Source organism: Neobacillus sp. plas4 (genome assembly GCF_057221695.1).
Genome location: NZ_CM170152.1, coordinates 2,743,381 through 2,768,738, shown reverse-complemented (window position 1 = coordinate 2,768,738; position 25,358 = coordinate 2,743,381). Strand labels below are relative to the sequence as shown.

Annotated in this window: 26 protein-coding genes and 1 pseudogene; 3 read left to right on the top strand and 24 right to left on the bottom strand. The window is 39.3% G+C overall.

Annotated features, from left to right (window positions below):
• Window positions 1-24: 24 nt before the first annotated feature.
• The 18 genes from AC2TFD_RS13800 to AC2TFD_RS13715 form a co-directional block, all read right to left on the bottom strand.
• Complete coding sequence (locus AC2TFD_RS13800; RefSeq protein ID WP_484676014.1) at window positions 25-387, bottom strand: BMC domain-containing protein; 363 nt, start codon at window positions 385-387, stop codon at window positions 25-27.
• 2 nt (window positions 388-389) lie between these two features.
• Window positions 390-671, bottom strand: coding sequence for a EutN/CcmL family microcompartment protein (locus AC2TFD_RS13795; RefSeq protein WP_484676013.1), 282 nt, complete (start codon window positions 669-671; stop codon window positions 390-392).
• Complete coding sequence (locus AC2TFD_RS13790) at window positions 671-1,327, bottom strand: hypothetical protein (RefSeq protein WP_484676012.1); 657 nt, start codon at window positions 1,325-1,327, stop codon at window positions 671-673. Before AC2TFD_RS13790 ends, AC2TFD_RS13795 begins: the two co-directional genes overlap by 1 nt.
• A complete protein-coding gene (gene pduL / locus AC2TFD_RS13785) occupies window positions 1,324-1,980 on the bottom strand; it encodes a phosphate propanoyltransferase (protein WP_484676011.1) in 657 nt (218 codons plus the stop codon). Before pduL ends, AC2TFD_RS13790 begins: the two co-directional genes overlap by 4 nt.
• Before the next feature lie 30 nt (window positions 1,981-2,010).
• Window positions 2,011-2,304: a BMC domain-containing protein gene (locus tag AC2TFD_RS13780; RefSeq protein WP_063255493.1), complete on the bottom strand. Its 294-nt coding sequence runs from the start codon at window positions 2,302-2,304 to the stop codon at window positions 2,011-2,013.
• Window positions 2,305-2,320: 16 nt separating this feature from the next.
• Window positions 2,321-3,841 (bottom strand): acetaldehyde dehydrogenase (acetylating), encoded by a 1,521-nt coding sequence (locus tag AC2TFD_RS13775; RefSeq protein WP_484676010.1) that lies wholly within the window; start codon window positions 3,839-3,841, stop codon window positions 2,321-2,323.
• Window positions 3,842-3,864: 23 nt separating this feature from the next.
• Window positions 3,865-4,518 carry an ethanolamine utilization microcompartment protein EutL gene (eutL, locus tag AC2TFD_RS13770; RefSeq protein ID WP_484676009.1) on the bottom strand — a complete coding sequence of 218 codons (654 nt, stop codon included), beginning with the start codon at window positions 4,516-4,518 and terminating at the stop codon, window positions 3,865-3,867.
• 12 nt (window positions 4,519-4,530) lie between these two features.
• A complete protein-coding gene (eutC, locus tag AC2TFD_RS13765) occupies window positions 4,531-5,538 on the bottom strand; it encodes an ethanolamine ammonia-lyase subunit EutC (RefSeq protein WP_484676008.1) in 1,008 nt (335 codons plus the stop codon).
• Between the two features lie 12 nt (window positions 5,539-5,550).
• The gene (locus tag AC2TFD_RS13760; protein ID WP_484676007.1) at window positions 5,551-6,915 is read right to left on the bottom strand and encodes an ethanolamine ammonia-lyase subunit EutB; all 1,365 of its coding nucleotides are present in this window, start codon (window positions 6,913-6,915) and stop codon (window positions 5,551-5,553) included.
• Window positions 6,916-6,932: 17 nt separating this feature from the next.
• A complete protein-coding gene (locus AC2TFD_RS13755; RefSeq protein ID WP_484676312.1) occupies window positions 6,933-8,378 on the bottom strand; it encodes an ethanolamine ammonia-lyase reactivating factor EutA in 1,446 nt (481 codons plus the stop codon).
• Window positions 8,379-8,522: 144 nt separating this feature from the next.
• A complete protein-coding gene (locus AC2TFD_RS13750; protein WP_484676006.1) occupies window positions 8,523-9,023 on the bottom strand; it encodes a EutP/PduV family microcompartment system protein in 501 nt (166 codons plus the stop codon).
• 14 nt (window positions 9,024-9,037) lie between these two features.
• Window positions 9,038-9,379, bottom strand: coding sequence for an ethanolamine utilization microcompartment protein EutS (gene eutS, locus AC2TFD_RS13745; RefSeq protein ID WP_484676005.1), 342 nt, complete (start codon window positions 9,377-9,379; stop codon window positions 9,038-9,040).
• Window positions 9,380-9,384: 5 nt separating this feature from the next.
• Entirely contained in the window at window positions 9,385-10,644 is a 1,260-nt protein-coding gene (gene eutH / locus AC2TFD_RS13740; RefSeq protein ID WP_484676004.1) for an ethanolamine utilization protein EutH, read from the bottom strand.
• A gap of 171 nt (window positions 10,645-10,815) precedes the next feature.
• Complete coding sequence (locus AC2TFD_RS13735; protein ID WP_484676003.1) at window positions 10,816-11,388, bottom strand: ANTAR domain-containing response regulator; 573 nt, start codon at window positions 11,386-11,388, stop codon at window positions 10,816-10,818.
• On the bottom strand, window positions 11,385-12,815 hold the full coding sequence (locus AC2TFD_RS13730) for a sensor histidine kinase (protein ID WP_484676002.1): 1,431 nt from the start codon (window positions 12,813-12,815) through the stop codon (window positions 11,385-11,387). Before AC2TFD_RS13730 ends, AC2TFD_RS13735 begins: the two co-directional genes overlap by 4 nt.
• Before the next feature lie 366 nt (window positions 12,816-13,181).
• Window positions 13,182-14,378, bottom strand: coding sequence for an MFS transporter (locus tag AC2TFD_RS13725; RefSeq protein WP_484676001.1), 1,197 nt, complete (start codon window positions 14,376-14,378; stop codon window positions 13,182-13,184).
• 126 nt (window positions 14,379-14,504) lie between these two features.
• The gene (locus tag AC2TFD_RS13720; RefSeq protein ID WP_484676000.1) at window positions 14,505-14,948 is read right to left on the bottom strand and encodes a carboxymuconolactone decarboxylase family protein; all 444 of its coding nucleotides are present in this window, start codon (window positions 14,946-14,948) and stop codon (window positions 14,505-14,507) included.
• A gap of 419 nt (window positions 14,949-15,367) precedes the next feature.
• Complete coding sequence (locus AC2TFD_RS13715) at window positions 15,368-15,943, bottom strand: hypothetical protein (protein WP_484675999.1); 576 nt, start codon at window positions 15,941-15,943, stop codon at window positions 15,368-15,370.
• A gap of 745 nt (window positions 15,944-16,688) precedes the next feature.
• Here AC2TFD_RS13715 and AC2TFD_RS13710 point away from each other — a divergent pair.
• Window positions 16,689-16,868, top strand: a complete 180-nt coding sequence (locus AC2TFD_RS13710; RefSeq protein ID WP_484675998.1) for a hypothetical protein — start codon at window positions 16,689-16,691, stop codon at window positions 16,866-16,868.
• Window positions 16,869-17,506: 638 nt separating this feature from the next.
• On the opposite strand, the gene AC2TFD_RS13705 is transcribed toward AC2TFD_RS13710, so the two are convergent.
• The 4 genes and pseudogenes from AC2TFD_RS13705 to AC2TFD_RS13690 all read right to left on the bottom strand — a co-directional run bounded on the left by AC2TFD_RS13705 (window position 17,507) and on the right by AC2TFD_RS13690 (window position 19,814).
• The gene (locus AC2TFD_RS13705; RefSeq protein ID WP_484675997.1) at window positions 17,507-17,932 is read right to left on the bottom strand and encodes a DUF3139 domain-containing protein; all 426 of its coding nucleotides are present in this window, start codon (window positions 17,930-17,932) and stop codon (window positions 17,507-17,509) included.
• 364 nt (window positions 17,933-18,296) lie between these two features.
• A pseudogene (locus tag AC2TFD_RS13700) lies at window positions 18,297-18,627 on the bottom strand (four-helix bundle copper-binding protein).
• Window positions 18,628-18,742: 115 nt separating this feature from the next.
• Entirely contained in the window at window positions 18,743-19,078 is a 336-nt protein-coding gene (locus tag AC2TFD_RS13695; protein ID WP_484675996.1) for a hypothetical protein, read from the bottom strand.
• A gap of 430 nt (window positions 19,079-19,508) precedes the next feature.
• The gene (locus AC2TFD_RS13690; RefSeq protein ID WP_484675995.1) at window positions 19,509-19,814 is read right to left on the bottom strand and encodes a hypothetical protein; all 306 of its coding nucleotides are present in this window, start codon (window positions 19,812-19,814) and stop codon (window positions 19,509-19,511) included.
• Between the two features lie 350 nt (window positions 19,815-20,164).
• On the opposite strand from AC2TFD_RS13690, the gene AC2TFD_RS13685 reads away from it, so the two are divergent.
• Window positions 20,165-20,743 (top strand): cysteine hydrolase family protein, encoded by a 579-nt coding sequence (locus AC2TFD_RS13685; RefSeq protein WP_484675994.1) that lies wholly within the window; start codon window positions 20,165-20,167, stop codon window positions 20,741-20,743.
• Window positions 20,744-20,767: 24 nt separating this feature from the next.
• Here the strand turns inward: AC2TFD_RS13685 and AC2TFD_RS13680 are convergent, their stop codons facing one another.
• Window positions 20,768-21,505 carry a YqcI/YcgG family protein gene (locus AC2TFD_RS13680; RefSeq protein ID WP_484676311.1) on the bottom strand — a complete coding sequence of 246 codons (738 nt, stop codon included), beginning with the start codon at window positions 21,503-21,505 and terminating at the stop codon, window positions 20,768-20,770.
• 404 nt (window positions 21,506-21,909) lie between these two features.
• On the opposite strand from AC2TFD_RS13680, the gene AC2TFD_RS13675 reads away from it, so the two are divergent.
• A complete protein-coding gene (locus AC2TFD_RS13675; protein ID WP_484675993.1) occupies window positions 21,910-22,329 on the top strand; it encodes a hypothetical protein in 420 nt (139 codons plus the stop codon).
• A 563-nt stretch (window positions 22,330-22,892) separates the two neighbouring features.
• On the opposite strand, the gene AC2TFD_RS13670 is transcribed toward AC2TFD_RS13675, so the two are convergent.
• Complete coding sequence (locus AC2TFD_RS13670; RefSeq protein ID WP_484675992.1) at window positions 22,893-25,289, bottom strand: endo-1,4-beta-xylanase; 2,397 nt, start codon at window positions 25,287-25,289, stop codon at window positions 22,893-22,895.
• Between the last annotated feature and the right edge of the window lie 69 nt (window positions 25,290-25,358).

Below are 25,358 nucleotides of genomic sequence, written 5' to 3'. Positions count from 1 at the left end.
TCCCCCGTTCAAAAAAATTTAGGATTATTGATCCTCTTCGGATTTATTTGCTATTTTCTTCTTGCTGGAACTTTTCGCCTCGGAAGGAACTTTGGCAGCTTCTTTGCTCTTATCATCCTTTTTTAATAAAACATCCCTGATAGATTCATCTGGATGTGGAATGACATGGGCGGAAACGAGTTCTCCAACTCGTGCTGCTGCGGCTTTACCTGCATCGACAGCCGCTTGAACTGCGCTGACATCACCTTGAACTAATACTGTTACAAGGGCTGCGTCTACTTTCTCTTGCTTAACCAAAGTGACATCTGCCGATTTTAACATAGCATCTGCGGCTTCTATCGATCCGATTAACCCTCTTGTTTCAATCATTCCTAATGCTCTTGCCATGATCATTCACCTCGTTTCGTATCTATATCAACAGAATCTATAATGCCAATAATCAGGGCATCAATTGGCAATTTTGTTTTACCGGACATATTGGCAGCTGCGCTTCCTCTAGTGACGATGACTTGGTCGCCAAAGCCTGCGCCGATACGGTCCACCGCGATAAACGGTGATCCAGCTGGAGTTCGGTCTGGGTTTTCCGGCTGGATAAATAAAAATTTTAACCCCAGTAAATCATCCTCTTTCCTAGTAGCCCAAACATTACCAATCACTGTCCCTTTTTGCATTAACCTTTCGCCCCTTTTAATTCTATTACCTTAATGCTTTTTCCCATCGCCCGTGCCGTATCACGCGCTAAAGGAGTAATAATGGTACTTTTCTCAATCACAATTTGGTCTTCTTTACTTTCCTCTACATCTCTCTGTGTTAACAGCTTTTTCTTACGGGAATTTGATACTGGGTCCAGCTTGACTTCGGTTCCATTGCTCATAAAGCTCTCAAATGTCTCAAATTTAACTCCAAATTTCTCCAAATTTTCCTTATATCCAAGCAAGTGCTGTACATAAGCCTTGTTCTTTGAATTTTTTTCCAACAACTGTTCCTGTAAAAAAGCGGTTGGAATGAGAGAAACGGGTATCGATTCCATTATACAGCGTGAAAGCAATTTACTATCGTCCGTATCGAAAAAACCAAGTGCTCCCTTTACCAGCAAATCCTGTGTTACATGGAGGAAAAGCACTTGGTCGAGCATGTGTAATTCTTTTCCTGTAAAGGATTCAGCTTTTAATACATTCCAATGATCCTTCATTTTCTCTAATAGTGTTGGTTCAATATATATGGGTTCCCCGACTAAAAGAAGATTTGGTTTTTGTTTGCTTACTGGTACAGAAAGTTGCTTCATTACTTCATGTACAATTTGCTCAACCATTTTGTGATCAATCATAATGATGCTTCCTCGTATTTTATGAGTCTACCCATTGTTTTCCCGGTAATAAAACCGGCATTGGCTTCATCTGTATCGACATGCATTTCAAGCTTGTATCTTGGAGAAACGCGAATTAGAACCTTGCCAAGTATGACAGGGCGTTCCCCATCAACCTCCACCTTAACATATTCCCCATTCTCAACAGTAAAGTGGTCAGCATCTTCCGGCGTCATGTGAATATGAGCCTGGGCAATGATCAGCCCCTCTTTTTTATAGAGACTCCCCTTTGGTCCAACCAATGTAATCGGAGCAGAACCCTTGATATCTCCAGATTCTCTTAACGGCGGCTTCAAACCTAGTTTAACGGAATCTGTTTGACTCACTTCCACTTGGGTCATATTACGGGCAGGACCAAGAATGCGCACTTTTTCAAGGCTCCCTCTTGGTCCTACAATCGTAATGGTTTCATTCGCAGCGAATTGACCTGGCTGTGATAATTCCGCTTTTTTTGTTAATTCATAACCCTCACCAAAAAGGGCTTCCAAGTCGCTTTTACTTAAATGACAATGCCGGGCAGAAACAGCCATAGGTATCGATAAAGGATTGATAGAAATTCCCTTTAACCGTGAAACTACTTCATTCACAATCGATTGTATGGCCTGTTGTTCCATGTTATATGCTCCTAACCTATTAAACTTTTATTATAGTTGAACCTCTAATTTTGGTAAAATGCTTTCTAATTCATTATGTGGGCGTGGGATTACGTGAACAGACATAAGCTCACCAACACGTGTTGCTGCTGCTGCACCTGCTTCTGTTGCTGCTTTAACAGCACCTACATCACCACGGACAAGAACGGTAACAATCCCGCCGCCGACATGAACTTTCCCAACTAAATGAACATTTGCTGCCTTAACCATTGCGTCTGCCGCTTCTACAGATGCTACTAATCCTTTAGTTTCAATCATACCTAATGCTGTTAATTCTCTACTCATTTTTATTTCCCCCTAATTAGTTAGTTTGATATTGTTTAATAACTTGATTTACCATTTGTGCGATTACATTTGCGTCAACTTCGCCCTTAGGATTAACTTGTTTTAATACTTGGTCAACGATAAACTCAACATCTTTCGCATCATTTGTTTGTTTATTTTCAAGTGATGGTTTCGGGATTGAGGCCTCTCTAATTCCATAGGCCATTCTCTTAATGTTGATTAGATGACGGGCTGTCACATTATCTGAAGTTATATTTCCTCCAAATGAACCACAACCCAGTGTCAGCGATGGCTTTAATCCTGTTGTTGCTCCAACTGCTCCAATCGACGAAAGGGTATTGACCATGAGTCTTGATACAGGCATTTCAAGCGCAAAGTCTTTTGCAACTTTTTCATCATTCGTATGAAGCGATAGACTATGCCCTCTTCCACCAAGATTGAGAAGCTTTAGACAGTAATCCTTTGCCTCCTCATAACTATCCGCTGTATATAAAGCAAAGATTGGCGATAGTTTTTCAATCGAAAATGGAACCTCTTTCCCTACTCTTGATTCTTCTGCGATTAATACCCTCGTATCGGATGGAACAGTAATTCCTGCCATTGCCGCAATTTTAATGGCACTTTGGCCCACAATATCCGGGTTTAATTTACCTGGTGCAGGAGAAATTACTTTTTCAAGGATTACTTTCTCTTCAGCATTTAAAATGTACGCCCCGTTATTCCTTAGCTCCCGGATAACTACCTGCAAGATATTACGGTCGACTACAAGAGATTGCTCTGTTGCACAAATTGTCCCATTATCAAATGATTTACTATCAATAATCATCGATACTGACTTAGCAATATTGGCACTTTTTTCAATATAGCAAGGGACATTCCCCGGTCCTACACCAAATGCAGGTTTACCAGAGCTATAGGCTGCACGGACTAAGGCTCCTCCGCCGGTTGCTAAAATTAGATTCACATCACGGTGCTTCAGTAATTCGTTTGTTGCAGCCATCGACGGCTTGGAAATCCAGCCGATGAGACCTTCTGGCGCGCCCGCTTCAATCGCAGCCTGTTCACAGATTTTTAGTGCTTCTATCGTACATTTGGCAGCGCGTGGATGCGGGCTGACGACGATGGCGTTTCTTGTTTTTAAAGAAATTAATGTTTTAAAAATAGCTGTTGATGTTGGGTTTGTTGTTGGGATGATCCCCGCAACCACTCCATAGGGATAGGCAACCTCGGTTACCTTATTAACACGATCCTCATGAATAATCCCAACTGTCTTTTCATTCATAATCGATTCATAAACAGCCATGGAACCGACTTCATTTTTTATTTTTTTATGCTCCACAATACCCATGCCTGTTTCTTCTACTGCCATTTTGGCAAGTTCAAGAGATTTAGCATATGCCGCATGTGCGGCGCGCTTAACAATTTCATTTACTTGTTCCTGTGTGTAGGTCAAGTATTTCAATTGCGCCTCCTTTGCCCGCTGGACAGCATCACGCATTTCTTGGATGGATTGGAGATCCTGATCAAATTGCACCATTACACACTCCCTCATTCAGTAAATCAATATTTAATTGGTTTCTCAGCTATATCCATGATTGCCTCCCGGAACGCATCTGCTGCCGCTTGGCATGCTGATTGACTTCCTGTCAAAAGGCCGCCGCCAAAGTTGGTTTCAGATGGCGGACCGAAAAATTTTACTAGTTTTACATCTGCGGCTTTTAAAGCCGCATCTAAGCCATAAACAGCTTCTAATGGAGGAGCTATTAAATATGCCAATGGTTCGCCTATTCTAATTCCTGCCTCAGAAGATAAATAGGAACCAGTGCTTGAAACGACATGCGCATATAATGCATGTGTTTTTTCCTGATTTAGTGCTACGAAATAAGCACCTGATTCAGCTGTTTGTTGAACAGCATCCATCCCGCTTTGAACTTCATCTGGTGATGGTCCAGCAATAATCCCAATCATTTCTCCCGATAATGGACCGGAGGCGTTTCCTGAACCAGCGTAAAAGGACTTCGCATACACCACATCAACATCCGCCCGTTTCGTTGCTTCATCAAGGGCTGTGTAGCCAATATCATCAACGGTTGAGGTAAAGATGGCCAGACTTCGATGATACGGCTTTAGGTTAAACTGTTTTGCCAAATCAGGGTCAACATTTGGAATCACGCGAACTGCTAATATATCAGCGTAAATACGTTCTAAAGCCAAACTTATTACCCCCTAGCTTTCCTTTTGAACAAGCGAAACTCCGCTAGCTTCATATTTTAGTATTTTTTGAATGACAGTCCCAATATACGCACCAGCCTCAACAGGAGGAATCCCGCCTTTATGGATATTCGAAATGACCATTCGGTCTGCTTCAATCGTCCCTCTTCTTGGCATATAGCATAAATAGGTACTAAGGGATTCAGCACTAACAAGACCCGGTCGTTCACCAATTAACAAAACTACTACCTTCGGCTGAAGCAATTCACCGACATCATCCATGACGGCAACACGGCCTTTTTCAATATAAAATGGCGTTCCGACATCGATACTTAGGCTTTGCAGTGATTGCTGGAGAGATAAATAGACATCCTCTGCATTCTCTTCGATCGCACTGGAGCTCAGCCCATCGGAAATAATAATTTGTACAGTTGGTTCTTTACGGCACTTTTCACTGATTAATTGCTTTGTCTCATCTGACAGCTTTCGTCCATAATCTGGGCGCCTAATGTATACTTCTTTATCGCTTACCCTCGTGCTTACTTTAAAGAGACCAAGACGATTTAAAAGTTCTTCCTTTACATCTCCATATACTGCGTCTACTGCAGCAGCATGGTCAAAACGGAATTTTAACCATGTGTCGGTTTTCGGACGCAGACCCGCTCTTCCGACCCCAATCCGTGACGGTGTTTTCGCAATAAGCTCTTGCAGCTCTTCAGGATTAGATGGATTTTCAATTTGTGAAGAAGTCAGCACAACACTTTCAGTGAAATCATCCTTTGGATTTTCTGTCCCATAATCCCCAAATTGTATCAGTCCCCCGGTATCCTTTTCTTTCACGTTAGATTCAGTTATTGGTGGATGATTCGTATTTTTGGGTTTTCCATTTGACGTATGATCCCAAAATTTCACGACCGAACTAGGTACGTCGCTGGTTCCCGTCACGTGTGTTTCAGATTCATTTGCAGATTGTAATTTTTCAACAATTAGCTTTGTAACTTTTTCTATAAGCTCAGGATTCATTTTCTTCAACTCCTATCGGGAAAAAATGGTTGGATCCCCAGCAATCTTACTCAGTTTGCCATTTTCAAGGATTCCCATTTTCTCGAGCCATTCACTAAAAATTGGCGAAGGGCGCTTATTCATCGTTTGTCTTAAGGTAGCGACATCATGGTAGCTCATCGATTGGTAATTTAACATGCAATCATCACCCATTGGCGTCGCGATGATAAAATTAACCCCAGCAGCCGTTAATAGTACACCCAAATCCTCAATGTCATTTTGGTCTGCTTTAATGTGGTTCGTATAACAAATATCAACACCCATCGGAATGCCATGCATTTTCCCCATGAAATGATCCTCTAAGCCGGCGCGAATAACCTGCTTACTGTTATACAAGTATTCCGGTCCAATAAATCCAACAACGGTATTAACGATGTATGGATCGTAATGGCGGGCAAAACCGTAATTTCTTGATTCCAGTGTCAGTTGATCAATCCCATAATGAGCTTCTGCTGATAACTCTGAACCTTGGCCTGTCTCAAAATACAAACCCTGTGGCCCAGTTCCTGTCCCTAAGGTTTTTGCCATATGATTGGCTTCCTCAAGTAAAGAGGCGGTGATACCAAATGAGCGATTCGCTGCTTCTGTCCCAGCAATACTTTGAAAAATCATGTCCGCTGGCGCCCCTTGCTCAATGGCCTTCATTTGTGCGGTAACGTGGGCAAGGACACAGTTTTGCGAAGGAATTTCCCACTCCTTAATAAAATTATGGGTAGCATGAAGCAAACGCTTAACACTCTCAACAGAATCATCGACTGGGTTAATCCCGATTACCGCATCACCAATCCCATACGATAGTCCTTCCTTTAGGGAGGCTATCATTCCTTCGACATTGTCCGTCGGGTGGTTAGGCTGTAGACGTGAGGCGAGTGTCCCTTTATAGCCAATGGTAATATTACATTTTGTTAAGATTTCGATTTTGTTTGCTGCGTGAATGAGGTCAAGGTTAGACATCAATTTAGCCACAGCAGCGATCATTTCACTATTAAGTCCACGGCTAAGTCTTTTTAGTTCCTCACCCGTTGTCGAATCGTTTAAAATATATTCTCTTAGCTCGGCTACGGACCAATTTTTAATAGATTGATAGACAGGTTCGTTGATTTGACCTTCAATAATCCGTGATACTTCATCCTCTTCGGGAGAAAGTAATGGGTTTTCACGTATATCCGAAAGCGTTAAATGACTAAGCACTAATTTAGCAGCAATCCGTTCTTGGACGGTTTCAGCTGCTAAACCCGCTAAACGGTCTCCAGACTTTTCTTCGTTTGCTTTCGCAAATAGATCCTTTAAGGAAGCAAATTGATAAACGGTTCCTAAGTAATTCGTTTGCAGCTTCAAGGAAAAATCCTCCTTTCCTAATGATGAAACGTTAATGTTTTGATAACAACTGGCACCACACTTGTTTGCAGTAAATGTCCAATATCGATATAATCTCCATTTTCCACCCGAATTTGATCGATGCAGATGATGTTTTGCTTCGGATTTTGGACTTTAATGGTTTGACCAAGAACCTTTGCATGATCGCTTTCCAAAACAATCACTAACGGCTGTTCACCATTCGGTTTTACTTTCACAGATTCCAAGATTGCTGCGGCTAATTGTTGAATATCACGAAAACCTAAATACGGGATTTCGGTTAAAAACAAGGCAAAGTTTTGTCCTTCCCGCTGTGAGTCATACACTTCTACGGCGTGTTGAACAGCTCCAGGCAATTTCTTTAAGCCCTTTTGCAAATCATGATCAAAGGAAATCTGATAAACGGGTAAATTGCGCAGTGGTAATTGACTGCTGTCCACTTGAATGGTCGCACCGCTGATTTCGGTTGTCTGTGTCCCCGCTCCAAGTACGGTAGCGCGTACGGTTTCATCCGGTTTGATCCATGGCCACTGAGCTAATTCCTTGCTTTCCCTAAGTGACGCAGCAAGAATTTCTCCGATATCATCATATTGTGCGGTTACTGGGGAACCGCTTTCGTATTTATAAAGGCATTCACTGATTCCACCTGAAAACATAATCGCAGAAATGTCTTCCTGCCAATTCGGTGCGTGACCTAAAAGTAAGGGTTTATCCGTTTTGAGCAATTGTCTGTTTAACATCCTTGCAATGACAGATGCCATAAATTCTGTTAAACCTTTTATGATTGAATCTTTTCGCTGATCGCCTTCTTTAACTAGTACCCGCCACTGTTGAAACAATTCTCTTACAGGTGGCGATATACTAGTAATCTTTGAACCCGCAAATTCTATCAGCCTGCCGCCAATATGCAAGGTACAGGTTCCGAGTAGTTTCCCTGATTTATAAATAGCAACATTGGCGGTTCCCCCGCCAATATCGATATTGGCAATCACTTTCCCTGACTTCTTTGAATATTCAAAGGCACCCGAACCTTTAGCAGCTATAATACCCTCAAGATCGGGTCCGGCAGTAGCGACGAGAAAGTCTCCTGCATGATTGGACAAATGATGAACCATTTCCTGGGCATTTTGTTTTGTTGCTGTCTCACCAGTGATAATGACAGCTCCTGTTTTGATGTCATTTGGCTTTATCCCAGCCTTTAAATATTCTCTCTGAACCAAAGATTCTACCTCACTACTATTAATGGACGTCGAAGACAATAATGGTGTCCGGTAGATTGGGCTGCGATATAATACTTCCTTGTTAATAATCTCAATTCGCGGCATATGCATCCCGCCTGCCACATTCATGAGCGAAAACTTGCTAATTACAAGCTTTGTCGTACTGGTCCCAATATCAATACCCGCGCTAAGAATTTCCTCATGTTGAGGCTCGTATCGTTTAATGGAGATCACCTCATATTTTAAAAACCAAAAAGGCGCCCTATACAATCCATCGGAAAAATGACAGATTGTATAAGGCGCCTTTGCCTACTATATTCACTTGTTATATTAGTATTTTAGTCTATTAATTCTTTTTTGTAAAGGGTTTCATAAAAAAATAGCTATTTCTTCAGGGATGGTCTTTGTGTAATTCTTCATTTCCTCCATAGTGTTGCATTTTACTAGATCTTTTATTTCTTGCATTCCTTGTCCAGTAAATGCCGATGTCATGACAATCGGTCCACTTGGTATCACCCTTTTTAATTGACGAACCGCTTCCTTGATATCTGCCTTTTCTGAATCACATTTCGTTACAACCCCGATTGGTAACTTCGTAATACCTGTACTAAATCCTGGAGGAAAGATTGTTTTTAGCTTTGTCGCATCCTGCATGTATAAAACGTGAGTAACTTCCAGTGCCGTTGCCATAATATTTTTGTAGAAAAACGGATTTTCCGTATACTCACCTGGCGTATCGACAAGCCAGTCACGATAGACAAGTGCTTGGGTCTTAACCGCCGGAACTTTACTTCCAAGGAGAGCATTCGTTAATGTTGATTTCCCAGCACCAATGGAGCCAATCAGCATCGCCCGATTTTTCTTCGTCATCGCCCTTACCCCCATTATGATTTAGTAATTTCTGCAGGTGTGTAACGTAAAACATCAGATAAGAATCGGTTAATTTCTTCCATTGCCATTTGTACCGAGGAAACGCTGCCAACAATGACCAGACTGCCTGTAAAACGATCTAAAAAGCCAATTTGCACGTCGGCCGCTTTCGTTGCTAAATCTCCAGCGATAATAACCGTCTCACTAGGCGTCAACGTTAAGATTCCCATTGCTCCCCCCTCTGCAATTCCTAGTTTATCAAACATATCCGGATCAGGGTTGGCAATTACATGACTCAATGTCACCTGTTTTCCTGGTACAAATTCTTGTATAAATCGTTTTTTCTCTTCACTCATTTCAATTACACTACTTTCTTTTCATATTCTTTTGCTGGTAAATACTCATCCTTACCAATGATACCAGCTTCACGGTCCTTTTTCTCTAGCTCAAGTGCTTTAGGTACTGATAACCAATAGGCAAGTCCGATACCGATGACACCAGCAGAAATTTTTCCAATAATGATTGGCAGGATTAAAGTCGGCTGAAAGTTTGCGGTAAAGGATAAATGGTCCCCTAATAAAAACGCTGCACAGACGGCAAAAGAAATATTGATCACTTTATCCTTCGGCGGCATCGTTTTAACCAATTTAAACATCGCAAGGATATTGGCAATCGTTGCAACCAATCCGGCGCTGCCTTCTTTACTTAACCCAAGCCTACGACCAAGTGCTTCTAGCGGGCCCCCCGCATACTTTTGCAATAAGTAAACCATTGGAAAGGCACCAGCAAGCATGATACCAATATACCCAGCGGTTTCTAATGCGCGGAATTGATCTGCTTTATCCGCCATGATTGGGTGGAAGCCCCAACCACCTAAAACGTTGGAAAAAAGTCCTGTGAAAATTTCCACGATGGAGAAAACAAGAACAAGCTTGATACCTGCATCTAAAATTCTTCCAAACCACATAAATGCATTAATCATTAAATCTGGAAGGAAATATAAGCCTACTGCAATTACAAGAACGAATAATAATAGCGGGCTTAAATTCAACAATATTTGTCCATAACCTAAGGCAAATTGGAATTTCGCCTCTCCAGAAGTCGATATAAAATCACGGACTTTTGAATTTGAAAGAGCAATAATTGTACTAGAAATAAGTGCTCCAATTGGAATCGTTAATACCCCTGCCATTACACCAAGGGCCATATATTTATGGTCTCGCTTATCAAGCATCGCAAGCCCCATTGGAATCGAGAAAACGATTGTCGCACCAGCCATGAAGCCAACGATCATCGCCATGATCCATCCCTCTTGCGTTTGTTTTAACACTTCAGCTAATTGGTATCCACCCATATCTGTGGCTAGTATGGCTGTTGCCGCAATCGCTGGATCTGCACCAATTGCCGCAAAAAATGGACCGCAAACTTTGTCAATAAACCATGATAGATATGGAATTGAAGCCATGATCCCCGCTGCAGGCACGAAAATATGCCCAACAGCATGTAACCCTTCCATAAATTGTTTACCCAAGCCATCATCACTATTACGGATCGCCGCAACTGCCCCCATTACTGCACAAGTCATGATGATGTAAATGACTATTTTTCCTACCATCTCCATGTTTAACCCCTCCTCGATCGTATAAAAAATATATAGTAAATGGAAAATGAGACAATCCCTCCTGTGAATACGCTTCTACATTTTGCAGAAAAAGACAAAAAGGTGCCGTACGGTTCCAAAAGTCAAAACCGCATAGCACCCTTGCCTAAGTTTATTCACTTGTAAAAGATTTTAAGCATTGTATTTCAAAATAATTTGCTTCGCCACATTTTCCAGTGGAACCTGTTTGTTCATACTAATTTTTCGCATTTTTCGAAAGGCGGCCTCTTCTGGAAGATTATATTTCTCCATGAGGATCCCTTTTGCTTTTTCAACCATTTTTCTGCCCAACAGCTGTTTGTTCATGTTTTCTACTTGCTCCCGATAAACCTGGGTATTCTCTGCTTGTCTTAGCGCTATTTCTACTGCTGGAATCAAATTGGCTTCTGTGATCGGTTTAACTAGGTAACCCATAATATTCGCCTGCTTCGCCTTATCAATATACTCTCTTTGGCTATAAGCGGTTAAGATAAGGATTGGTGTATTCATTTTTTTCGAAATGATTTCGCTTGCTTTTAAACCATTTAATTTTGGCATTTTAATATCCATTATGATTAAATCTGGCTTTAATGAAAAAGCAAGTTCTATTGCTTTTTCACCATCACCTGCTTGAGCAATTACCTCATATCCTGCATCCTCGAGCATTATAGTCACATCAAGGCGGACAATGGATTCATCCTCCACCACGATAATTCTTTTTTTCACGATAGACTCATCTCCCTTTCTACGGGGAATGTAACAGTGGCCAACGTCCCTAGATCGGTTCGTTGAATCGAAAAACAACCAGATAAATCATGCTCAACCATCATTCTGACAATATCTAATCCTAATGAGGGTTTTGACTTTGGCGAATATCCTTCCCCATTGTCGATCACTTGAACCTCAATATCATTGCCTTTTTGCTCAAATAGGACATCAATTTTACCTTCATCCATCGTTTTAAAGGCATGTTTTACACAATTTTGGATTAATTCATTTATCACCAAGGCAACTGATACTGCTTTATTTGATTTAATCTGCAGGTGCTGCCCCGAATAGGAAATCATTATTTTTTTATTTTCATGCTCAGATTCCCAAACAAGCATGTTGCCGATTTTTTCAAGCAACTTATAAATATCAACATCATCCACACTTGAATTGGACAATATGACTTCATAAACCGAGGCTATACTTGTAATGCGATTTAAGCTTTCCACAAAATGGACTTTGCTTTCCTCGGGCAGGCCTCTTCTCATTTGAAGCCGCAAAAGACTGGCAACCGTTTGCAAATTATTTTTAACACGGTGGTGAATTTCACGTATTGCCACTGATTTAACAATCAATTCTTTTTCTTTCTCTCTTAGTTCAGTAATATTTTTAAAAATAACAAACATGCCATTTGCTTTGTCAAAATGATCAAGCTTTATTTTTTTTACCTGAAAAACCTTATTTAACATCTCCACTTCCTGAATCATGAGTTCTTCAGGTTCATTGAGGATTGCTTGAATTCTAGGAAAATAAGAAACTAATGGCTGTACTATCGAACTATCATTTTCGCCCATTTCCTGAATTAGGTTAATTGCTGAAGGATTACAATAGAGTATTTTCCCCTCTTGATCGATAAAGAAGAGAGATTCTTCAATCATCTCAGGTATAATTGGACGATTTTCAGTCAAACCGATAAGAATTTCACTCAATGTTTCATTCGCTTCTGACAACGCTTCCATTTTTTGCTGATTTTGAAGCTGTTCACTAACGTCCTTTTCCATTATGAGCGCACCAATTACCCGGTCATTAGCGCCATTAATTGGAACAACACTTTGATCTACCGTTTTTCCCTCTTGGGTTAATGCCCGGTTTTGAAACGCTGGCTTCCCAGTCCTTAATGTATAGAGAACGGAAGGCTCAAACGCTTCATATGCAAATTTTCCCACAACAGATTTTTTATAAACTGGTTTAGTCGTTGTCGGTGCAGCCTCTGCGACGACAATCGCATGCTTTCCTTCTTTTGTTAAACAATCAACAAAAATATTTGCTTTATTCAAGTCAGCGATTAAAGGTAAATTTCCGACTAACTCTTGTAATTGTAAAACGTCTTCCTTCGATAGATTTGTATGAAGGTAGCATAATTCTTCCAGCATGTTTTTTTTCATATGTCGAATCTCCTAATAAAATGAGAAGAATTTATGACATTATTATAGTGTTTATAAGAGGTTTTTGTCAATAATCCGAAAACCTTTCAATCTCTTACTTTAATTGGGCAAATTTGATGCCGCTTACCTTAGGGGAAGTGGGGTCAGTCCCTCATCACGTTAAAGCATTAACTCACTGGGGGACTGACCCTTTATTTCACATTTCTACTTGTGAGGACATTTTTAGGGCGAAACGTCAAAAAAAGCCTTTAAAAAAGATTTTTGAAGGCGTTTTTTGCATTTTGGATAGATTTTCAATTGAATTTGTTTAAATTGCTCCTGACGAATTTCAAATGCATCAAAATCCAAATATTCCATCTTTAAATACTAGCTCGCTTGTAGGATATTGTTTTCTGTAGGTTTCTTTTTTCCATGAAGTATAAAGTACAAAAATATACTCGCAAATACGACCACTGCCAGGGTTAAATACAAGCCTCGAAAACCAACAAAAGGAATCATAAATCCTAATAGAAAAGGACCAATTCCTACGCCCGAATCCATAAATACGTAAAAGGTTGAGGTTGCAAGCCCCACTCGGTGATGCGGTGATTCCTTAATGGCAATTGCTTGACAGCAAGACGACATCGTTCCAAATCCAAGACCAATGAGCGCTCCTGCTAAAAGGAATGTGAATCCTTGGTGGGCTTGACTAAGGGTAACTAATCCGAACACAAAAAATAGTAAGGCTGGATACATCACAATGTTATCCCCTTTTTTATCTAATAACCGCCCAGTAAATGGCCTTGAAATCAAGATGAAGATAGCATATACAAGAAAGAAGAAACTTGCAGCCTCCATTAAATCAATTTCTTTTGCATAAGCAGTCATAAATGACAGGATACCAGAGTATGCAAACCCCATAATGGCAATAATGATGGAGATTGGAACAGCCTTTATTTCAAAAAAATCTTTCAACTTGAAACCTTTCAATTCATTAAGCTGATCTTTTGTGATGTGTCCTTCTGGGATACGCACAAATAATAAGATAATCGTACTTATTAGAGAAAAAAGGGTACAAACTACAAATATCATCGTAAAACTTCCTTGTTGGCTTAAATAAAGACCTAGGAAGGGACCAATGGCCATTGCAAGGGTTATACTTAATGAAAAATAGCTTATACCTTCCCCTCGACGATCATTTGGAATAATATCCATGAGAACAATTGATATAGCTGTGGTAAACACCCCAAACGCTGCTCCGTGAACAAAACGAATAAACAATAATACGTTCATGTTTTCTACAAAAAAATATAACAACATCATAATCAAAAATAAAAATAGTCCGCCATAAAGCATTTTCTTACGTCCAATGATCTCAATATATTTTCCAGCAAAAAGGCGTGAAACGAGTGCGCCCACTACAAATATACTTGACGCAAGACCCGCCATGCTTTGTGAGGCGTTAAATTCTTCAATCGCATAAACGGTTAAAGTTGTTATTAATAAATAAAAGGTTAATCCCCCAAAAAAAGTGGATACGGACATGATGATAAAATCTTTGGTCCATAATTTTGATTTATTCACCTCTATGCCTCCAATCTCTGTTATTTTTATGTTTAGTAGTGTTTTTTATACTATTTTCGATAGACCTCCTAAAAAGCGGTTTACAAAGAAAAAACGGACATCCATAAGATGTTCGTTTGAGAAAAATTATTTTTCAGTTGCTACATTGCCCATTGCAATAGAAATTCTGTTCCAAGTGTTAATTTGATTAATGATTAAAACAAGGTCAACATACTTTTTCTCATCATAGTGTTCACGCACTCGTTGATAAAGCTCATCTGGAACACGTTTTGTCGGGATTAATGTTACATGTTCTGCCAACTCTAAAGCTACTTTTTCTGCTTCTGTATAAAATTCACACTCTTTCCATGCACTGACACAATATATTCGTTGTTCGGTTTCACCCATTTTTCGAGCATCTGCTGTGTGCATATTCAAACAATATGCACAGCCATTAATTTGAGAAACTCGAATTTTAATAAGCTCACGAAGTTTTCGTTCGATTGTTGTCGTTTTCGTGTATTTTTCCATATCCATCATTATTTTCATACCATCTGGTGCAATTTCATAGTAAGAAACTCTTTGACTCATAAAGAAGGACCCCTTTGCTTTAGTATACGATCATTATACCCTATGTGTATCCCCATAGCTAAAGCTAGGGGTTTCGAAAGAATTGGCTTTAAAAGCATATTGTCTTTACGTGGGCTACTACGAGTCCCTAAACTGGCACCAATGTTAAGGACACATAAAAAAAATCTTTTTCATATGCCTTTTTCCACCTATAAGACTAATCCCCATATCTTTAAGTTTTAAGTATATAAAAAAATACCTACAGATAAAACACTCTTTTTCAAGTGTACTATCTATAGGTACCATATTATTTTTCGTTGTCTCCTTCTTTTCGTTTCAAATAATGAAGTTGTGTTTTATATCGGTTTCTACTTTTTTAAAAAATGTCGCCAATAGCCCTATCTGACACACCAAGGACTATGCAACAATTACCTGTATATTTAGAGAACTTCCCTTTTCTGAGCACTTTTAATCAGCTTAATCTCTCCATTTTTAGGGATTAATTCACTGATGTTTTCATATTTGTCTTCCCTTTTTGACTGGTTTAAGTCTTCCGCTACATATTCCTTAAAGGAGTAGCAAAAGAGTTTACGGGCCACTCTTCCTTTTTCACGAATTAAGTTAAACCAACTTTGCCCAACATAAAAAGGATTCGTTAGTATTCTATCAATTACATTTGCTATCCGGTCATCTTCTTCCCCTGGATTAAATCTTGTTTTAGTAGAAAGGGCCAAGATAAAATAGTTTTTAAACTTATCTAATTCTAGTAATTGAAGATGGTACATCTCACGCTGCATTTGATTAAAATCCCTTAGAACCGTTTTGATACTTTTCTCAATATCAATTTCAAATTTACTTGCATCTTTCCAGGTTGATAAACGGGAATCGAAAATGGACAGTGTTAGTATATAATATCCAGCATACTTTTTGGGATCAAATACTTCATTATTAACTTGGCTTTCATCTTCCGGTAAAACAACAAATTTTTTATAGTCAGCAAAGAAATTTTCAATCATATCGTATCCCTTCTTTCATAGTTTGATAAATTTGCTGAATAAAATGGCTTAATCTAAAGCTATCTGCAGCTATTTTCATTATGGAAAAAACAACCAGGGCGATCTACTCATTATCTTTTTATAGCGCAGTTCTTCTCGTAATCTGTCAAAATAACTTCTATGGTCCGTTAAATTAAAATTTGTATATATATATTTCTTTATTCATATTAAAAGTCCTCCTTATTCTTTCAAAAATCCTCATCTTTCTCAGTTTTTAATTAAATAGTCCCATGAGCGAATTGGTAATTTGTCGTAACAGGTCTTTTGGCCGAGCTGGTTCTATACACCGCAGGGATTATTGTATATACGATTTTCCGTATTGAAAAACATTAATATTTTGCTGCCTCTACGTCATGAATACTCTCAGGTTTTCTAACGGATCTTGGAGGCAAATCATTTTAAAGGTCTGCTGATAGAGTGCTAGACTATACCGGGTGCTAGCACCGATGAAAGTAAATTTCGTTCAAGATTGCAAAATAAATTGATCTCTTATCGCTCACTCCTTTATCGACCGGAAAGGCAGTCTTCTCGGGTTTGTGGAACTTGGGGATGGTCCGACTATTCTTCTTTCTGCTCATTTGGAGATAAGTTAACGAAATAGTGGAAGGTAGGGAACATTATAATAGGACTAAAAGAACATGATTTAGAAGATGCGTACCGAAAGTTGTATGGGTATTCAAAGGAAGGATTCAGCTGGCTATTAAAAATGAAGGAAAAAACATGGAAGAGAAGATTCGATTATGTGTTTGCTTCAAATGAATTATATCCAGTCCAGGCAGAGTACCTGCATGAAGCGCGTATTGAAAAAGAAAGTGATCATGCCACGCTAGAGGTTATTTTTGGCGAAAGATCCCTCCAGCATTTCAATCTTAATCCAGCCATTTGAACTTCCAGGTGGGATGTGAGTGGTATGGATTTTTACAGGTACATGCGGTGTATGTACCTGTAAAAATCGTTCCGGCCACGGTATTAGTTCATCGCCAATTTTAGGATGGGTTAGATCCCATTTCGAGACAGTTAGTAGTCCGTATCTTCTAAGACCTTTTAGAAAACTGACCTTACTGGAATTGGTTGCACTGGGCTGAAAAGTTTGGAAGGCACCTGTCACTTTTATTAGCAAAAAAGTAGAATGCTATAGGTAACGGGTTTCGTTCCCTATAGCAAAACCAAAAAAAACAATAGAAAATGTAGCATAATTAGTACTGCCTTTTGTATCTGTTTTTGCATTAAATATAGGCTTTTTTCGCATATATTGTTGTTAAAATCTTAAAGCCGATTTTAACGTGGAAATATCTATTTTGCGCTTTAGAATTCAGTTTGCTGCTCTTTTCTTAATAAACTTTTGCTGCTTTTCTGTGGGAATTTATCAAAAACATAAATTTTTGTTCTAAAAGGCAACAAAGTTTAAGAAAAGAGCCTAAATATAAAATGGCCCAGGTCACCATACTGAGCCATTTTTAATATCCATTTTTAGTAGCTTGTTTAACTTACGCACCCTTAGTTAAATAAGAAAAGGAACACTTATTAAACAAAAGCACCCTTTTGTGAGAGATATAATCTTGAAAAAAGTGTATTAATACAGTCTTTCACCATATGTTTTCTTTTTTCAGTATACCCGTTTTCGTAAGCGTCGATATCTTTATTGAGATGACTACAACTTTGTTGAATTTCTCCATTTTTATCTTGCTGGATATAAACGTAGGTTTCTTCTGGTTCATCTTTAAAAATGACATAAGCACGTGTTCTTTTTAGTCCTGCATCTTTTTTCATTGAATAGAATACTTTAACTTCTAGCAAGTCATCAGAATTATACCCCACATTATAAAGGTGGTCTTTTGTTGCGTTTTCCATAAATAAGGAGTGAATAGGATTTCCATATAATCCATCATAAACGAGAAAAGGAACCGCTATAATAACTAGTAAAAGACATAATAGTATAATTTTCTTCAAAACGAACCTCCTATTTCAGAGAATTTTTTCACTTTAAAAATAACTCAACTTTTAATCTTTGCAACAATTTAGTACTCCCTTTAATTTCTGACACAAAACTTAAACTTATATTTAAATTATATACGGAAAAGTTTGAAAAATGTTTCGTCCACATCAGTAAATATTGAAGTATTCTGCTTCGTTAATTTAACAAGAAAAAAGACCGCCGCAGCGATCTTCATCTTTAACCAAAGCTCCCCTTTGGTTAAAGTACATTTATACGGAAAAAGCCATTAACCCATTTCGAATCAACAAATAAGGATATAAGTTTATTTAGTTATTGCCAAAAAAAGGAAGTGGAACACTCCTTTTTTTAATTGAAAATTTAAGCAATCAGGCTTCGGCATGTTTCTGCACATTTAAAACAAGCATCAGCACATTTTTGGCAGTGTTCGTGGTTGTGTTTTTTGCATTCATTACCGCATGCTTCACAAATTTTTGCACATACTTTTGCCAATTCAGAAATAAATGGAGTTCCTCTGCCCATCGCCTGTTCAAAGTAAGCACAAATATCAGCACACTCTCTATCAAGACGAATGCATTCTGACATCATTTTGACATCTTCTTCTTTCAAACAAGCATCATAACAATGATTACACGCAACCATACATTCAATGAAGTGACTCAAATACAGATTGATATTGTTCATGTGTCATTATAATTTCTCTCCTTCAATTTATTCTTTATTTTAATACCCTACGTATTCTAAAACATGATTAATACTACAAAATCTACTTAAATTAACCTGCAAAGTTTGCACAATAAGACCCTTTATGCTTTAACATTTGATTTTATATTTTCAAAAATTACGAGTAAAAAATATAAAAGAATGAATGCTATAGAAATGCCCAGATATAATTCGAATTTTGATAAAAACATTTCTTTTGTCCAACCATCTTCCGGCAATAAAAAAGCAGCTAAAAAATTGGAGATTCCTATGCCATCATTTACTTCAGGAATTAAACTTGTTGTGTAATTTTGACCTAAAGCAATACTTGAAAGAATTGCGAATGCTATCATTGGTATTACTGCTTGAGAAATTTTCATTTTTCTCTTTGAAATAAAAACTCCCGCTATAATTCCGTACAACAATAAAATGAAAACCATAAAATCCCTCCCTAATTATTCCCTTATAGTTAGTACGATTTATAATCCTATAAGTTCCATTTTTAGATTGATCTAATCTGCGCCGTTAGTTCAAAAAGAAATAGCTGCCACGATGACAGCCCTGGTCTTAACCTCTTGCACCCGTTGGCTTAACAAGACTAGAACACAAAATAACCCCTCTGACTTCAAACTCAGACGGGGTTAATACAAATTCAGTTTCATCTACCTATCGGAATATTAAAATAGATTATAAAAAAGGAAATAATGGGAATAGAGATGAGCAAAGCTGTTATCGGATACTTATAATGTAATCTTAGCATTGTGAACATTATTATATTGAATATAACTGACCATCCCATTGTCCAATTATTATGATGCGATACTAAATCTAAATATCGTAAATTTATGTATTCTATTAATGAAAATAAAGTCACCCAGAACAAACCCATATCACAATGTAAATTGTCTTGCTTGGGAATTTCCCAAGATAGATTAAAACAGTGGCTGGATAACAAACAAACATAATTAATAATGATATGACCAAATGATTTGGTAGAAGATTTAAACCAAGTATGCTTTCCTTATACTCCCACATAATATAGTCGTTACAAAGAAAATTATAAAGTAAATCACCAAACCATAAGAACAAAATCGTGGAATGATATTTACCCCAATCTCTCCAGTCACCCCATTTTATTGCTGCAAATAGAAAAAATGCATTAAATACTATGTGCATAATTTGAGCTCCAAAGTTTTTATAATACTATGATTCCCGATTTTCAACTAATTAATTGTAAAATTTCGCTGTTATTACCTAAATATAAATTTCTTTTCTTTATTAAATTAACCTGCTTTGTTACTTTAAGTACATAATTTCACAATACCCTTTATATTTGGCATAAGGTTCCAATTTCCCTTAAAGAAGTTGCTCCACAATCTGGGCTGTTTACAGAAAACTAATCTTATTGAAATTCCGAAGCTTAATTGAAGTTGCAGGTGTGGGTAATGAGCGTACAGGTGTTTCCGTTTAAATATCTTCAAATGACAAAGAATAATGAGTAATCACAACACATGGAGGACTACTACGTGAACCAATTTTTAGAATTGCCTGCCCTGCTCATCCTCGACGTTCAAAGCGGCTTTGACGATCCTTTTTGGGGAGAACGTAACAACCACGATGCTGAGCACAACATTGCGAGATTGCAAAAAGAATGGAGAAAGAGAACCGGACACATCATTTACACCAAACACCTATCCTTGCTGCCAGAGTCTCCACTAAATTATAAAAACAAACAGGGCACAGAATTTAAAACTCTTGTAAAGCCATTGCCGAACGAAATCGTGTATACCAAAAATGTCAACAGTGGTTTTATTGGTACAGAATTGGAAACCTATCTCAAAGCGAATCAAATCCCTACGGTTGTGATAACAGGCTTGTCTACTCAGCATTGTGTTTCAACCACGACTCGGATGAGTGCCAACCTAGGATACCAAACATTTTTAGTAGAAGATGCTATTGCGGCATTCGGCATTACTGACCATAAAGGGGTTTATCATGACGCGGCCTCTATTCAGGAGCATGAATTAGCCATGCTGCAAAAAGAATTTGCAACGATTGTAACTACTGATGATATTCTCAACGAACTCAGTCAATTAAAAGCCTAAAGCGCAGAAAGACTCCTGCGCTGTTTATTTTTCTAGCTTTAAAAGTTTTAGCATTCGATGGTAAGGACATTTTGATATGGAAGTTTCATCATCCCGCAAAAAATATTGTCTCCACTCAAAGTTATCTTCGGCACCGTAACTGTTCAAGTCTGGATGGATCGGGGCCGAATCGTAGTTGACTAATCTTCTACGTATGCTAGCTTTAATATTCCTCGCAAAACTCTCCTTCCTACTAAACTCCTGAAGGACCCACCGAGGCGTGATGGCCAGCATCATGACATCAAAATGCCGACTATGGCGGTTCACATGGGCTGGAGTTGCACAATACATAAAATATTTTTCACCATTAAAACAAAACTCCCAGATGGGATTATCAGGATCCACCGGTATATCGGCCGGCCAGTCAGAGGAGTCAAGTGCCGTCAGTCCGCTTAGTTGCTTCCAAAATATCTGCTCATAATCCTCCACCGTATAGGTATCCCTTAGATCCATTGGTGTTTGACAAAAAATAATCAGCGAGGTATAAGAACCGAACTCTCTTGACTCGCGTGTGAACTCGCTCATCAATTCTGCCAGTTCATGTAACGTATCTGTTTTCCTCGGATCCCCGATAAATCCATAACGTAAGTGATTCTTTGAGAAACCGATTGTTGCCGGGATACAAGGGAATGGCCGATTTTTATCCCTCATCTTCGCAGAAAAATTCTCCATTGCAGTTCGTTCCCAGTCGTCGAGCTGCTCTCGATGTGAGGGGGCATCCATGTATAATTCTCTCACGTTGTTCACCTCCCGTTGTTTCCTCAATATATTCAGATGCCTATACAAATGAGAGATGTCCGTGGACAAATGGGCTGTTCTAAGAATAGTAAAAATTTTCTATGACCATACTGTACTATGCAAAAGAACATCTAGTTTGGAGGGGGGTTTTTAGATGACTTGGATATCTACCACGCTTAGAATGGACCAAAAATTCAACTTCCAATTAGTGCACGGCCCGTCATCGATCCTGATGATGTGTGGGTACCTGAGGGATATTGGGTGGAGGTTGTGGCTACTGGCCTCTCTTTTCCTACAGGAATGGGGTTTGCTGATGATGGTACATTGTACATTCTAGAAGGGGAAGTACGTGGCCTACACGTCCGGTATTACCTCCGCGAATCCTGCGCTTGCTTCCATCTGGAGAACTCGAGGTGTTTGCGGTAGAAACACTCGGCGGCCATAGAGCGATCAGCTATCGTGATGGCTATATTTATGTAAGTAGTCAAGGAGGATACCTTGCAAGAATTATTCGTTATGATGTAAGAACAGGTGAACGGGAAGTATTGATAGAAAAAATACCAAGCGGCGGCTGGCATGAACCCGGTGGCCCAGTATTCAGCCCGCATGACGGCCTGATGTATTTTGCCAATGGTGCCGTTTCACAAAATGGTGTTGTCCTTCCGTCAGGTTTTACTGTCGATATAGCCAAGCATCCAGAAGCCCATGATATTCCAGGTGTTGATATCGCTTTGACCGGAAATAATGTCACGTCAAGAAATCCGCTAATGCCCTTTCCGTTTTTAACGGAGACCGGCCTTGCGTTCTGAACTTCCCCGTCGAACATGCCTAAATGCAAATCCAAATTTTCCGTTTTAAGGGAAACCTTAAAAGCACAAAGATCTCTTAGAGAATAGGTGATCCCAGGAACGCCTCTATCCCACATATTAGAATCGGATATGACCACCACATCACAGGCTAGTTTTTCTTTATTTTGTGATAAAAACTGTGGAAGATGAGAACTTCCGATTTCTTCTTCTCCTTTTCGATTTTATGTCTCCTACATTATATTTTCTTGCTTTCTATTGTTCTATCATAGTGCGTGGATGCTGTGGTCTTTCAGAACGGTCCCCCAACGGTCATGGACATCAATCTACCGAATATAAACCAAAAAACCGCTCAAGTGAAAAACTCACTATGCGGTAAAATGTGTAATAGTATCACCGTTTTTGGGACCGTCTGGGAATCGAACCCACCAGGATCTGGCAAGCAGGTCTCAAGCAGTTTTGAAGTTTGCTGCCACCTGTTTTTCTAGTGTAATGTCACCTGAAGTACTGATAACTAAATTAATAAAAGCAGTGATAGTATGAACATATCACTGCCTTAAGCTTTTTTATTTACTGGAATTATCGTGATTCACGATAATCTTTTGAGTCGTAACAGTAGAATTTCCCGCATTGTCTGTTGCCTGATAAGTGACGGTATAAATACGGTCTCCTCTGCCCCTTCTCTCTCCACGAATCAAGAAATTAGTATCGAATGTTCCAAAATCCGCTTCTTGGATATCTTGTGTGGAATTTCCATCACCTATTCCATTATCAGACTGATTGCTAACAATAGATAACAGCTGCACGGCAGCAACGCCCGAAAAAGAATCATTCGCATTGACAGTTGCTGTAATTGGAACCATCTTATGATTTCGGTCATTGATGACTGATTGATTAAATGAAAAGGCTAAGGTTGGTGCAGTTTTGTCAATCTTCACTTCAACCGATTTTGTATCTTCCGTATTCCCTGCCTTATCTACGCTCCGATAGTAAACCGTATTCACACCTTCGTTGGTAACTTGAATTCCATCTGTATAAGGGACCCACTCGTCATTATTAATCTTATATTCGGTTTTCGCAACACCTGAATTTTCATCAGAGGCTGATAATTTTACTGAAACGTCTTGATTGGTCCAATTAGTTGGTACGCCGTTTGCTGTTGTTACTGGATCCTCACGATCTACTGGCTCTTCGCTATTACCCTCAGGCCAATTAACAAGAAGTGTATCGGGCTTCCCGCCCTCTCCAACTTTTTCCACCTTAATCCAATTGATGGAGAAGGCGTTACCACCTCCGCCGCCACGGATGGCGATGTTACCAATTAGACCATCAGCAGGTTGTGAACCATCTACTTTTATTTTAGTCGTTAACGTGTAGCTTCCCATATTCACCATACCACTGTTGAAATACGCGGGTATATGCTTAGCCACTTCGTTAGCAGAATACGGGTGGCTGTTTACGTTCGCTCCATCAGCATTTGTATAACTACCATTTGAATTATCTTTTATCCAACGTACACGGATAGAGGTAGTACCTTTTGCAGTATAGTTAAAACTTAAACGGTAGGTTGCGTCTTTCTCGGGAGTGAAAGCAACTTTTCCTCCTTCATCGGTAGTAGACCATGGCCACTGGGTTGTTTCGTTACCCAGGATGATATTTGCTCCGGACCAATTATCTCCTTTGCTAGTATCATACACATAGACACCGTCGATTTGCTTTTGCTCTTCCTTTTCCGGTTCAATATATTCGTGGGTTGCAAGAAACTCGGCAGGGTAGAGAATCCCTAGCAATGCTTCTTTGGCTTTCCCATCATAGTCAAACGGCATCGCGAATTCGCCGCCCTTCCAGCCAGTGAGTACATCTCTCACGCCGGCGAGTTTGACTGTTGTGATAACCTTTGGATTGCCCGTAGTGTTGGCTGGACCTGCAGCATACTTTCGATAGATTTGGAACAATTCAGCATACTTCATACCTTGATTATTTTCATTTTCAGGTGTAAGTTCACCGGGTGGTAAAGCAATGTCCATCTCGGTAATGTTAACCTTTACTCCTGGGAGTGTCGCAAACAGTTTGATGTTTTCTTCTACGTTTTGAACATTGGTAGAGAGATTATAGTGTCCCTGCATACCAATCACTTCAATCAGAGGTTTACCATCTGGACGGACACCTGCATACCGCTCATTAATATCTTTTACCATCTCATACACAACGCGAGCTTTGGCAGGGGAATCAAGACCAAAATCGTTGTAGATCAGTTTGACATCCCATCCATTGTTATCAACAACTTCGGCTGCTTTCAAAAAGGCAAGCTCTACCCATTCCCAGCCTAGCGCCATATACCAGCCTTCTCCTTTGGCTAAGGACGCTTTCCAATCGCCAGGGATTGAGTTTCCAATCGCTTCGTTTACAACATCCATACCTTCAATGGTGCTGCCATAGTGGCCAAGTACATTTTCAATATGAGTATTGAGGTTTACAAGAGCTGTTTCTCTATCAAATTTACCTGGCTGATTGTATCTAGCCGGTGGTGCATCCCACATCCACGTAGGTGACTGTGAATGCCACGCGAGAGTATGTCCGTAGAAAAGTATATCTGGGTTTCTATCAGAATAGGTTTTCATCACATTATCAGCACTAGTATATGTAAAAATACCTTTTTCTCTTTGAGTACTCTCAGGTTTCATCTCATTTCCAGGTGTATACGAAGCGTAATTATAAAGCAGTCCCTCAATCTCACCTTTACCAAAGATACCAAAAGAGAAGTAATCTTTATAGACATCCTTTAGTGCTGGGTAATTTTCGTAGGTTAGTCCTTTGGGAGGTAAGTCGGTGGTGGCCGCGTCGGCAACTAACGGCGAAACGCTATTTAGGACTGGTGCCGCCAGCATTACTGACAGTGATAAAGACAAAGCCCCCTTAGCGGCTTTTTTCATCAGCACTTTAAGAGATCGTTTATTTTCCATGAATATGTCCTCCAAGAAGAATTTTTCCCTGATTTATTTTGAGTGGGGTTCTCCGTGTTCATTCCCATT

Excerpts from the sequence above, each read along its gene's own strand:
- AC2TFD_RS13680 (WP_484676311.1), bottom strand. The coding sequence starts at position 21,505 with ATGGATGCCCCCTCACATCGAGAGCAGCTCGACGACTGGGAACGAACT.
- AC2TFD_RS13790 (WP_484676012.1), bottom strand. The coding sequence starts at position 1,327 with ATGATTGATCACAAAATGGTTGAGCAAATTGTACATGAAGTAATGAAG.
- eutH (WP_484676004.1), bottom strand. The coding sequence starts at position 10,644 with ATGGAGATGGTAGGAAAAATAGTCATTTACATCATCATGACTTGTGCA.
- AC2TFD_RS13730 (WP_484676002.1), bottom strand. The coding sequence starts at position 12,815 with ATGAAAAAAAACATGCTGGAAGAATTATGCTACCTTCATACAAATCTA.
- AC2TFD_RS13695 (WP_484675996.1), bottom strand. The coding sequence starts at position 19,078 with ATGGTTTTCATTTTATTGTTGTACGGAATTATAGCGGGAGTTTTTATT.
- AC2TFD_RS13800 (WP_484676014.1), bottom strand. The coding sequence starts at position 387 with ATGGCAAGAGCATTAGGAATGATTGAAACAAGAGGGTTAATCGGATCG.
- eutC (WP_484676008.1), bottom strand. The coding sequence starts at position 5,538 with ATGAATCCTGAGCTTATAGAAAAAGTTACAAAGCTAATTGTTGAAAAA.
- eutS (WP_484676005.1), bottom strand. The coding sequence starts at position 9,379 with ATGAGTGAAGAGAAAAAACGATTTATACAAGAATTTGTACCAGGAAAA.
- AC2TFD_RS13750 (WP_484676006.1), bottom strand. The coding sequence starts at position 9,023 with ATGACGAAGAAAAATCGGGCGATGCTGATTGGCTCCATTGGTGCTGGG.
- pduL (WP_484676011.1), bottom strand. The coding sequence starts at position 1,980 with ATGGAACAACAGGCCATACAATCGATTGTGAATGAAGTAGTTTCACGG.
- AC2TFD_RS13690 (WP_484675995.1), bottom strand. The coding sequence starts at position 19,814 with ATGCACATAGTATTTAATGCATTTTTTCTATTTGCAGCAATAAAATGG.
- AC2TFD_RS13710 (WP_484675998.1), top strand. The coding sequence starts at position 16,689 with ATGAAGGAAAAAACATGGAAGAGAAGATTCGATTATGTGTTTGCTTCA.
- AC2TFD_RS13795 (WP_484676013.1), bottom strand. The coding sequence starts at position 671 with ATGCAAAAAGGGACAGTGATTGGTAATGTTTGGGCTACTAGGAAAGAG.
- AC2TFD_RS13780 (WP_063255493.1), bottom strand. The coding sequence starts at position 2,304 with ATGAGTAGAGAATTAACAGCATTAGGTATGATTGAAACTAAAGGATTA.
- AC2TFD_RS13715 (WP_484675999.1), bottom strand. The coding sequence starts at position 15,943 with ATGATTGAAAATTTCTTTGCTGACTATAAAAAATTTGTTGTTTTACCG.
- AC2TFD_RS13670 (WP_484675992.1), bottom strand. The coding sequence starts at position 25,289 with ATGGAAAATAAACGATCTCTTAAAGTGCTGATGAAAAAAGCCGCTAAG.
- AC2TFD_RS13775 (WP_484676010.1), bottom strand. The coding sequence starts at position 3,841 with ATGGTGCAATTTGATCAGGATCTCCAATCCATCCAAGAAATGCGTGAT.
- AC2TFD_RS13720 (WP_484676000.1), bottom strand. The coding sequence starts at position 14,948 with ATGAGTCAAAGAGTTTCTTACTATGAAATTGCACCAGATGGTATGAAA.